Genomic DNA, 10,875 nt, shown 5'->3' on the forward strand with positions numbered 1-10,875 from the left:
CTTCCCCGCCGCGATCGCCCACCGCTTGTCGGAGGGGCAAGGCGCGTTCGTAGTATTCCAACGCTTTCTGCTTTTCTCCTAGGGAGGAGTAGACACCGCCAATATTATTGAGGGTGATGGCTTCCCCCCTGCGATCGCCCACGGCTTGGAGGAGGGGCAAGGCGCGATCGTAGTATTCAAGGGCTTTCTGCTTTTCTCCTAGGGAGGAGTAGACAGCGCCAATATTGTGGAGGGTTGCGGCTTCTCCGCCGCGATCGCCCACCGCTTGACGGAGGGGCAAGGCGCGTTCTAAATATTCCAAGGCTTTCTGCTTTTCTCCTAGGTCAGAGTAGACCCCGCCAATATTGGTGAGAGTGCTGGCTTCTCCCCCACGATCGCCCACCGCTTGGATAAGGGGCAAGGCGCGATCGTAGTATTCCAAGGCTTTCTGCTTTTCTCCTAGGTCGTCGTAGACAGAGCCAATATTGGTGAGGGTGGCAGCTTCCCCACCGCGATCGCCCACGGCTTGACGGAGAGGCAAAGCGCGAGCGTAGTATTCAAGAGCTTTCTGCTTTTCTCCTAGGGAGTTGTAGACTAAGCCAATATTATTGAGGGTGATGCCTTCCCCCCTGCGATCGCCCACGGCTTGACGGAGAGGCAAGGCGCGATCGTAGTATTCAAGGGCTTTCTGCTTTTCTCCTAGGTCGTCGTAGACAGAGCCAATATTGGTGAGGGTGGCGGCTTCTCCCCTGCGATCGCCCACGGCTTGGATAAGGGGCAAAGCGCGTTCTAAGTATTTCAACGCTTTCTGCTTTTCTCCTAGGGAGGAGTAGACTAAGCCAATATTGTTGAGGGTGGCAGCTTCTCCCCCGCGATCTCCCACGGCTTGGAGAAGAGGCAAGGCGCGTTCGTAGTATTCTAACGCCTTCTGCTTTTCTCCTAGAAGGTCATAGATTCTACCAACACCAAGGAGAGAGAATGCTTCTGAACTTTGATTACCAGCTTGGCGAAAGAGAATCGCGGCTTGTTCCCATTTAATCAGAGCTTGTCTGAGAGATTCTGCCGATCCCTCTTGAAACAGTTGAGATCCTTCTTGAAGAACTCGATTAGCCTCATCTAAGTCCGGCGACTGTTGGGCGATGTGGGTTTCAACGGGTTTTCCCTGTGCCATCCCAGAGACGGGCAGTATTGCCGCACTTGCTACCCCTGCCAGGATGCAGCCCCAGATTTTTGTTCTCTTTTTCATCGCGCCTTCCCTCAACTTAATCTCTCAGATATTCCCAGATGTTATCAATGTATACAGAGTTTTGCTTTTTGACAAGGGTTTAGAGTATTAACAATAGAGAGATAGGACTACGCTGCTAGGGAGCGAGATGCTCCCACTACTAACTCAACTTGCTAGTTATTGATTCGATCCCCCCCAGCCCTCATCGTTGAAAAGCGAAGCATCCTCTATCCTCCCCCTTTTCAAGGGGGATAAGAGGGGGATCAATAAGGGGGGAGAATCCGGAAGTCCCCATCGTTGAAAAGCGAAGCATCCTCACGTATCCTATTTGTAACTAGCAACTCGGGTTACTATATTTTCTTACGTTAGTGCAGTATATTGCGCGATCGCCAACCTTAACCAACAAGCGATCGCCAGCGAGATGACCCAAACTATTTATTCGATCGCAAAGTTCAACTCTTGAAAACGTTCTGAGGTTGACTCAAAAATAATCTCCTCGGGATTTGCTGCTTGATTATTAATCATTAAGCGATAAACCCCTTCTTTTAAGCCTTCCAAATAATAAACCCCTGCGGTATTCGTCACCGAAAAACGGCGATCGCCATTAGCAGCATTAAAAGCTTCTACTGTAGCCCCTGCTAGAGGATTTCCCTTGCTATCTGTAACAATACCGGATAAACTATAAGCAGGCACAAAAGGAACATAAATCGGCGTATAACTCCCTTCTACTGCTACTACTGCATAAGCCGATTTCAAGGGCTGCCAATCAATGGGATAACCTGCTGGATCGAGATCGAGGCGATAAGTTCCAGGGGGAAGATGTAAGAGAATTTGTTGATTGGCGATTTCGGGGCGAAAGGTGGAAATTGATTGATTGTTGAGGATTAAAAGATATTCTGCACCTTCAGAAAAGAAAGATTCTCCTGTTTCTTTTTTGCCATTACTATTATTATCAAAAAAAGGTAATACTGCAATACCACCTCGAGTTCGCAACAAATCCAAACGGCGATCGCCTTCGGAAATTCTCGGATGTAAATTGAGACTGGAGAGAATTTCTAAACGGTAGGAGTCGCGATCGCTAGTGACGGAAATGCCTTGATAAATTGCCCGTACTAAAAGTCCTGGAATAGCTGTGGTTTCTGCCGTTGCGACGAACCCCGATCCCAAAGTTCCAAACCCGTAACCCACCTCAAATTCATAGAGATAGCGTCCATCTCTAGCGCGATCGGGGGAACGATAGCGCCATCCTAACCTGGCTAACTCATTTGTTTCTCGTAAATTTCTAGTTTCATAACCAAAAAGCAGAGAATGTCCCCAATCAAAAAAAGGATTACCGGAAAGATTAAAATCTAGTTGCGAATTTGAACTAATTTCATTACCTTGTTGGGTAAATTCTAATACTCCTAAACGCTGGATAATATTCCAACGAAAATCACTATCTTCGTCTATAGTAGCACGGACAAAACTTAAATAATTATTCCCTCCTGATGAAGTTTGAATACCTGCGGATAAGCCATTAAGATTATCATAAGTTCCCAAGAGAGAAACCCCCTGAAAAATGCGCCAGTCAAGATTGAGACGACGGGAGAAGCGATCGCTATTAAAGCGGGCAAATAATTGCGGAATGGGACGGAAGTAAATATTAGCATCAATATCCCAAGTTTCGTTGCGATCGGGGGTTAAAATACTCGCACCAATTTGAAAATTAGTTCCCGTTGGACTAAAAAAGAATTCCCCTAAACCGCGAAAATTATTGTCAACAATTGCCCCCAAACCAAAGGTAAAATTTTCGCTAATTCCCCACCGTTGTCCCACTCCTACAGCAATATTCTCAAATTCCCCTAAAACCCCATTTTCCGGCGCACCCACTACCCTTCTAACCCCCGCAGAAACAATTGTTGCTGAGGTTCCTGCTTCCAATTGTCCCGCAGCATTGCCAAAAGTTGGCGATCGCACTTCTGGTTGTGCAGAAAGTTGTCCTTCGGGGTAGAGAAATAAGCGATATCCTCCGCGATACAAGGGATTTTGTCCTACGGGAATCTCGTCAAAACGATAAATCCCCGAGGAGTCTACCAAAACTTCATCGATTAAGTTACTCGAACCTAGGACGAGTCGCACTAAAGTACCGGGATCGGCTCGTCCGACAATGTTACGCCCAACTTGTTGCCCTTGCATTCGTTCCTCGGGGGCAAATCCTCCCCGACGGGTATAGGTGGGGGGTGTAAATCCTTGTCGTTGAATGGTGGTAAAACCGACGAAATCCCCCCTTTCTCCACTGTTCCAAAAGGTTCCTTGAGAACCGATCGCATAGTCGGCGCGATCGCTTTGCCGCAAATATTGTCCTTCTGTGAGAGTCCATGTCGTCGAATCACTTAAATTTCTTTGATTGAGGCGAAAAAAGTAACTTCCTGCTGCAACGGTACCCACGATCGCAAAATCTCCTCGGGTGTTACTCGAGTTTCCTTCTACCCCAGCAGTATCAATGCGTTGTTCGATCGCAGATATTGTAACATCATCGGGTTTAATTTTTTCAAGTCCTTCAATTTGTACGGGAGGGGGTTCAACTCTAGGGCGAAAATTTTGCGCTAAACGAGGAATTTTAAAATTGAGAGAGTAGTTTTCAAGGTCAAATTCAACGGTAATACCGAAAAATTCTTCAATTTGCGCTACAGAAAAGACTTGTCCTAATTCTGGATCGCTTTGCAGGCGATCGCGATCGATACGGGTGACAATTTGCCGCGATCGCACTTCTAAGATATCTTCTTCTAAGGGGGTAATTTCCAAGTTTAATGCCTCGCGCACCACATCAAAGGGAACTAACCAATCTGACAAATTAATGGCATTTGTACCATCTTCTCTTCCTCTTACCAATGCCCCATCGATCGCAGGTCTTTGATTGATATCGATCCCGACAATGAGGGTGGTAAAATTCGCATCGAAGGGGAAATCAAGGTTTTCATTTTCTTCTAAAGATTGTATCTCTGCGTTGGGTTTGTCTTTTTCCAGAAGAGGTGACGGAGTAACAGGAATTTGCGGTAAATTTTCTGTAGGTTTATCTTTATCAAGACGGTTGAGAGGAGAAGCATCTAGAGAAGTTTGTGCGAATACCGATCGCCATTCTCCTCCAGTTAGGGCGATCGTCAAACCAGATAGCAAAATATGAGAAATTAGGATGAGATAGGGATAATTTTTCTCTCGATTTCTCGCTAATTTTGTACTCACAATCAAAATTCCTTGCTTTCTCTAATAACAAATAATAAAATCAATCAACGATTAAATTAATATTAAATGTTGCCCCTCTCTTTTGGCGATAATTATCTTCGTGCCAAATCATTTCACCCTGAAGCTGATAATCTCCTGGTGGAGGAGTTTCTTCTCCTTCGGCATAAGTAATCACAAAATTGCGATCGCTTTCCGCAATAACAATTGTAGGCGTAATCGTGCCTTCGTCAACTGTTGTATTTTCCTGCACTAAACGCCACTGAATTTCCGGTCGTGTTGATGCTCCTCCCCTATTCTGCACCAAAAGGGTAATATTTCTCGCCTCAGCATCCCAAATTGCTTGTTCTACTGTTAAATTGGGTTGAAAATCTCCCTTGCGGACAAAGACAACGATCGCCGTTTGTTGTACAATCTGAACCTGATTTCCTCGTCCATCTGTTGTAATAACGGGTTGTAGATTTTCCACAATTAGCGCCGAACGATACTCTCCCTCTGGTAAACTGGGGGCGAGACGACCGATTAAACGAACTCTACGACTCGTTCCCGGTTGTACTTCCAGTTCTCGGGGGGTAAATTGTAAGTAGGGTGTTAAGTCTTGGGGATGGGACTCGGGTAAACCTTGAAATCCGTTGGCGCGATCGTAAGTAAAAGGAATCGCTGAAATACGGGCGCGAAAAGGCGTTTCTCCTGGGTTAGAAATGGTGAAATAGCCTTGACTTTGACCTCGCTTGGCCTCGATTTCAAGAATATTAGGAGTCATTCTCACCTGCGATCGCGCTGGCAAAGACCCCAAACCCATTCCCAAACATAAAAGAACGGTACTGGCAGCATATAAGCCAAAGCGTCCTATTTGCAATCTCATAAACCCTACTCGTTAATGTTCTCAAAATTACGGAGTTGCGGTTAATGTCACCGTGTAGGTATATGTACCGGCGGCAAACTGAGGGGCAACCGAGATAGCTTCCATAGAAATAGAGAGGTTTTCTATACTCCCTGCTGGCACGGGTAAACTGGGAAAACCTCCATTTAAGGGATGAGCCGGAGAATAGGCCGTATTTGCCCCCAAGTCAACCCAAGCTGTATCATTTGATGGAGCAGGGTTTGCCCCCGGAACGGGATCTCCTATTGTCAACGTTGCTCCTAGCGGACATTCGATCTCGATGCTGGCAGGAATAGTAGTAGTGAGGGTATCTAAGGCAGGATTGGGCGCTAAAACCCCCGGTGTTTTAGAGTTGATAGGTTCCCAAGTACAAGCACTGGGAGTAACAACCCCACTAAAATCAACGTCTCCAGTTGTTGGTTGCGCTTTAGTGCTAGAGGCAAATACACAAGTCCCGGCGATCGCTAATGAAGCTACAAGGAGAGAACGGCGAAACATCTTTATTACTCCTAATGTGAATCGATAAGTCAAATTTGCCCCCATAATAACAAATATTCCTTAAGGATAGGGAAAGTTTTACAAAATTTTCACTCATCCACGATCGCGCATTCCTGTCAACCGACACTCTACATATTTTTTGGGACGCGATCGCCTATATTTTTGGGAAATCTTTCTGTGAGAAGACCAAATATTCTCTAAATCAGAAAAATTCTCTGCATCCATCCAGTTAAATCTCAGGGAAATTTCAGTTATATCCGATTAAATGAAACTCATAGCGAGAAAACACAACAGATGGATATCAAGCATGAGATATTCATGTTATAGTTTATGCAAATTTAATTCTTCCCAACAAGACAACTATGGTAATATCTCCCCCGCAAATAAAAAAATCTACGGTTTCAATTACTCCCTTCTTCCAAAAAATTAATACTCCTCTCAACAAACAAGAAATTACAGTTTTACAAATTAATTTAGGACGACGTTGTAATTTAGCTTGTACCCATTGTCATGTCGAAGCTGGTCCCAAGCGTACAGAAGAATTATCCCCTGAAATTTGCGAACAACTCATCGAAACGATTCAACGCTTTGAGCAAATTAAAACAGTAGATTTAACTGGAGGTGCGCCAGAAATGAACTATGGCTTTAAACCTATTGTTGAAGCTGCTAGAAAACAGGAAAAAGAAGTTATAGTGCGTTCTAATTTAACTATCTTTTTTGAACCCGGATTTACAGATTTACCCGAATACTTTGCCCAACATAAACTTAGAGTAGTTGCATCTCTTCCTTGTTACTTAGAAACCAATGTCGATCGCCAGCGCGGTGCAGGAGTTTATAATCAATCTATTCGCGCCATCCAACGCTTAAATAAACTCGGTTATGGAATCGATCCTCACCTCATGCTCGATCTGGTTTATAATCCTACTTTACCCAAAAATGAGAATTTTTCTTTAACTCCCGATCAACAGAAATTAGAAAAGGATTATAAAGCATATTTAAACGAACATTTTGGCATTCAATTCAATCATTTATTCACCATTACAAATTTACCCGTTGGTCGCACAAAACAATATTTACAGCGCCACGAAATTTTACATTCTTATGTAAAATTTCTCGAAAGTCATTACAATTCTAGCACCCTTGAGAATTTGATGTGTTTAAATGAACTGTCTATTGATTATTTAGGTAATATTTACGACTGCGATTTTAATCAGATGGAAGGATTGCCCGCAAAAATGGCCAATGGAGAAACGATTACCGTTGCCAAATTACTAAAATTGAATAGTTTAGATATAATTCAGGAGATACAAACAGCAAAATATTGCTATGGTTGTACAGCAGGATGTGGTTCTAGCTGTGGTGGTGCTTTGGTCTAAATTCAGATTAATTGAGGGAATATCTACCCAAAAATTTACATTTTTTTAGGTTATTCGGAGTATTTTGAGATGGTTGAAAACCAAAAAAACAGTAAACTCAAAGCAATTTTTAAGTTTATTGCGATCGCAGTTGTTGTTGTAGGTTTAATCGTGGTAGCTAAATTTTTGGGCATTACAGACTATATTAACACTATTTTGCAAAATACATTAAGTTGGATTGATGGCCTCGGAATATGGGGTCCTATTGTTTTTGCTGGCATTTATATTATCGCTTCCGTTGCCTTAATTTCTGGAGCGATTTTAACCTTGGGGGCAGGGGTTATTTTTGGAGTTGTACAAGGGTCTATTTATGTATCTATTGCCTCAACTTTAGCTGCAATAGTAGCATTTATTATCGGACGCTATTTTCTCAGAGGCTGGGTATCTAAGCAAATTGAAAGCCAACCAAAATTTAAGGCGATCGATAAAGCAGTTGCTAAAGAAGGTTGGAAAATTGTCGGGTTAACTCGACTCTCCCCCATCTTTCCTTTTGTGTTCTTAAATTATGCTTTTGGTGTGACCCAAGTTTCTTTAAAAGACTATGCGATCGCCTCTTGGATCGGCATGATGCCAGGTACAGTCATGTATGTTTATCTGGGTTCATTAGCTGGAGATTTAGCCACTTTGGGTGCTGGTGGTAGTGACAGTAATAGTACGATAACCTGGATTATTCGTATTGTTGGCTTTATTGCAACGGCTGCAGTAACAGTTTTTGTGACCAAAATTGCGAGAAAAGCCCTCGATGAACAATTGGTAGAGAAAACAGATTCCCCTCCCCAGTTTGCGAAGGAAAGTAGTAAAAATTTATGAACTCAAATAGAGACGTTACATCTAACATCTAACATCTCTATTTTTATTCTATTTTTATTTATGCTGTTTTGGAGAAAACTTGCTGTAGAGGTAGGACAATTTCAAATTTTGCACCTTGTCCAGGTTGGGAAGTACAAATGATTTTTCCTTGGTGCTTTTCAGCGACAATTTGATAGCTGATAGCAAGACCCAACCCAGTTCCTTTGCCAATGGGTTTGGTGGTAAAGAAGGGATCGAATAACTTTTGCTGTGCCTCTTCTGGGATGCCTGCACCGTTGTCCGCGATCGCAATTTTCACAGCATTATTCTCATAATAAGTTTGAATGCGAATGTAACTGGGATCGGCTTGAATTTCGGCAAAGGAGCGATCGCGATTGTATTCATCTAGGGCATCGATCGCATTAGAAATTAAGTTCATAAACACTTGATTGAGTTGCCCTGCATAACATTCAACCGAGGGAATATTGCCATATTCTTTAATGATTTTAATTTCTGGGTGTTCGGGTTTGGCTTTGAGTCTATTATGCAGGATCATTAAGGTACTTTCAATACCTTCGTGAATATCTACAGCTTTGACTTGTGCCTCATCCATTCTCGAAAAGTTGCGGAGAGATTTAACAATTTCCCGGATGCGATCGGCACCCAATTTCATCGACCCAATTAAACGAGGTAAATCTTCCTTGAGAAATTCTAAATCGATCGCTTCTATTTCGTCTTCAATTTCCGGTACGCTTTCGGGATAATATTTTTGGTAAAGTTCGGTTAAACCCAAGATTTCTTGGGTATAGCGTTCGGAGTGAACTAAGTTACCGTAAATGAAGTTAACGGGATTATTAATTTCATGTGCCACCCCGGCAACCAACTGTCCTAAACTAGACATTTTTTCAGTTTGGACGAGTTTAGTTTGTGTTGTTTTTAATTCAAATAGAGTTTGTTCGAGTTGCCTAGTTCTCTCTTTAACTCTTTGTTCTAAATCTTCATTCGCTTGTTGCAATGCTAATTCTGCTTGATGACGCTTGCGATCTATTTTTCCTAATGCACTGGCATTACCCCAAATTAAAGCTGAAAAGACGATAACATTAATAATCCCTAATAAACAAATTGCTAATTCTGCGGTGTAAACTGCATAGCGATAACCCAAGAGAATAAACCAACAAACTACAGGAGGAATAAGAACAGCAGCCAAGGCAAGACGCTGTGCTAAAATACCCCCAGCATTATTCATGGTTAGGATTGCAACAACTCCCCGTTTTGGAGCAGCAAAAACAAGACCGATCGTCTCTAAAATAAAAGCGATCGCGGTATGGAGTGCCATCGCAGTGAAGGCAGAACCATATTGATAAAAATAGGCATTACCGTAAAGATAGCCCAGTAATCCTAAATAAGCAATTAAAAAACTAACGATACTGAGGATATGAGAAGAGAGATAACTTTTCCTGGGAAAGACAATAAAAATTAAAGCTGTTCCAACCAGAAAAAAGTTTAAGGCACTGTTTAATGCCATTCTGCCAGGAGAAGCTGTCGCTACAGCATCTACAGATTCTTTAAAAATGAGTTGATCGATACCTAAATCGAGATTAAAACCGTATTGAGTCAGGGTCAAAAACCCAATTAGAAAGACTAAAATAGCCGAAATAACTGCAATAGAACGAGTTTTAGTCGTTTGACGGGTTTGATGAAATGCCCACAAGGAAAGTCCCGCAAAGATAAAGCCAAATGCTGTATTGGCTTTCATCGTCACGAGTCCAGGCAGGACACTTTTAAGCAGACCAATATTAAAACACCACCCGACGATAACAACACAGCCAATCCCAAAAACTGCGATCGCGCTTTGTTTGGATAATCTTTGTAAAAAAGAAACTAAAGATTGAGAAGAGTTAAACATGATCTGACAAACTCGTAATGCTAATCAAATTAACTAAATGTATTTTAGGATAATTAAGTTTTATCTTTTTGTTTGCAATTTTTGTTACAATTTTAGTAAATGTTTAGATTTGTGTATTTTTTTGCAATTCAGCTTCTTACATAAATTGCATTGCCTCATTTCAGCAATATCTAGTTAGGTAGATTCGAGTAAAAAAATCATCTTTTGAGTTGATACAACAAAGATTCTCATTTTTAAGATCGGAAATAATAATTTTTTCTACAAAAAAGGGAAATTCCGTTTTGATACAGTAAGAACTTGCTAGTATAGCGTTCAGAGTTAACGATCGCATCAGAAGCGATCGCTCGGCGATATACTTATGAAAGATAGAACGCATCAAATTGTTTGGGAGCTAGTTTCTCCCCTGACCATTGAAGAAATTCGCCCCCAGAAGCAGGAACTTCTGCAACAATTGCAACGACTAGCCGACGATCGCCACCTGCAATTACTCGAAATTCATCCTGAAAGAGATATTTCTATCCTCAAATTCCAAAGCGAGGCTCAAAGTTATAAGCGAGTGAGAACTCTTTTTAAAACCGCACAATTGGCAAATATTCTCGGTTTATTAATTAAAGATGTTCGACTGATGGAAACGAATGAGAGTTTCCCACCTAATCCAACTTTTCCGAGTCCAGAAAAAACGAGATTTCAATCTCATCGATCGCAGGTAGATTTCAGTGCATTAGAGAAACAAGTTTTACGACATTTATCAGTTTGTTTGGAAAAAGACCCTCCCGAACGAATATTAGAACGCTTTCAACACCTGTTTATTGATGTTAATAATTATAGTGATGTTAGCATTCAAGCCGCCCTCGAAAATATGGTGACAGCTAAACGAGAAGACAGCAAATTTTACGATTTTCTCAATCGTTGTTGTTACCTTCTTATCAATGCTTGGCAATCAAATACGAAAACTCGTCCG

General features: G+C 42.1%; 8 protein-coding genes and 1 pseudogene. 3 read left to right on the top strand and 6 right to left on the bottom strand.

Annotated features, from left to right (window positions below):
- From VB714_RS05670 to VB714_RS05690, 5 genes are all read right to left on the bottom strand, one after another.
- Positions 1–1,225, bottom strand: a 1,225-nt coding sequence (locus VB714_RS05670) for a tetratricopeptide repeat protein (protein WP_323222029.1), incomplete at its 3' end; no start/stop codon positions are given.
- A gap of 414 nt (positions 1,226–1,639) precedes the next feature.
- Complete coding sequence (locus tag VB714_RS05675; protein ID WP_323222030.1) at positions 1,640–4,426, bottom strand: carboxypeptidase-like regulatory domain-containing protein; 2,787 nt, start codon at positions 4,424–4,426, stop codon at positions 1,640–1,642.
- A gap of 40 nt (positions 4,427–4,466) precedes the next feature.
- Positions 4,467–5,288 (bottom strand): hypothetical protein, encoded by an 822-nt coding sequence (locus VB714_RS05680; RefSeq protein WP_323222032.1) that lies wholly within the window; start codon positions 5,286–5,288, stop codon positions 4,467–4,469.
- A gap of 27 nt (positions 5,289–5,315) precedes the next feature.
- Positions 5,316–5,804 (bottom strand): hypothetical protein, encoded by a 489-nt coding sequence (locus VB714_RS05685; RefSeq protein WP_323222034.1) that lies wholly within the window; start codon positions 5,802–5,804, stop codon positions 5,316–5,318.
- Between the two features lie 93 nt (positions 5,805–5,897).
- Positions 5,898–6,029, bottom strand: coding sequence for a hypothetical protein (locus VB714_RS05690; protein ID WP_323222036.1), 132 nt, complete (start codon positions 6,027–6,029; stop codon positions 5,898–5,900).
- Between the two features lie 137 nt (positions 6,030–6,166).
- Between VB714_RS05690 and arsS the strand changes: the two genes are divergently transcribed.
- Together arsS and VB714_RS05700 are read left to right on the top strand one after the other, a co-directional pair.
- Positions 6,167–7,180, top strand: coding sequence for an arsenosugar biosynthesis radical SAM (seleno)protein ArsS (arsS, locus tag VB714_RS05695; protein WP_323222038.1), 1,014 nt, complete (start codon positions 6,167–6,169; stop codon positions 7,178–7,180).
- A gap of 69 nt (positions 7,181–7,249) precedes the next feature.
- On the top strand, positions 7,250–8,029 hold the full coding sequence (locus tag VB714_RS05700) for a TVP38/TMEM64 family protein (RefSeq protein WP_323222040.1): 780 nt from the start codon (positions 7,250–7,252) through the stop codon (positions 8,027–8,029).
- A gap of 58 nt (positions 8,030–8,087) precedes the next feature.
- Here the strand turns inward: VB714_RS05700 and VB714_RS05705 are convergent, their stop codons facing one another.
- Positions 8,088–9,914 (bottom strand): sensor histidine kinase, encoded by a 1,827-nt coding sequence (locus tag VB714_RS05705; RefSeq protein WP_323222042.1) that lies wholly within the window; start codon positions 9,912–9,914, stop codon positions 8,088–8,090.
- A gap of 358 nt (positions 9,915–10,272) precedes the next feature.
- Here VB714_RS05705 and VB714_RS05710 point away from each other — a divergent pair.
- Positions 10,273–10,875, top strand: a pseudogene (locus VB714_RS05710) (hypothetical protein); the annotation flags it as partial.

Origin of the sequence: Spirulina sp. 06S082 (assembly GCF_034932145.1) — a bacterium.
Lineage (GTDB): Bacteria > Cyanobacteriota > Cyanobacteriia > Cyanobacteriales > Spirulinaceae > CCY15215.

What these genes read in the sequence shown, in the direction of transcription:
- arsS (WP_323222038.1), top strand. Translation starts at nt 6,167, where the DNA reads ATGGTAATATCTCCCCCGCAAATAAAAAAATCTACGGTTTCAATTACT.
- VB714_RS05685 (WP_323222034.1), bottom strand. Translation starts at nt 5,804, where the DNA reads ATGTTTCGCCGTTCTCTCCTTGTAGCTTCATTAGCGATCGCCGGGACT.
- VB714_RS05680 (WP_323222032.1), bottom strand. Translation starts at nt 5,288, where the DNA reads ATGAGATTGCAAATAGGACGCTTTGGCTTATATGCTGCCAGTACCGTT.
- VB714_RS05700 (WP_323222040.1), top strand. Translation starts at nt 7,250, where the DNA reads ATGGTTGAAAACCAAAAAAACAGTAAACTCAAAGCAATTTTTAAGTTT.
- VB714_RS05705 (WP_323222042.1), bottom strand. Translation starts at nt 9,914, where the DNA reads ATGTTTAACTCTTCTCAATCTTTAGTTTCTTTTTTACAAAGATTATCC.
- VB714_RS05690 (WP_323222036.1), bottom strand. Translation starts at nt 6,029, where the DNA reads ATGGATGCAGAGAATTTTTCTGATTTAGAGAATATTTGGTCTTCTCAC.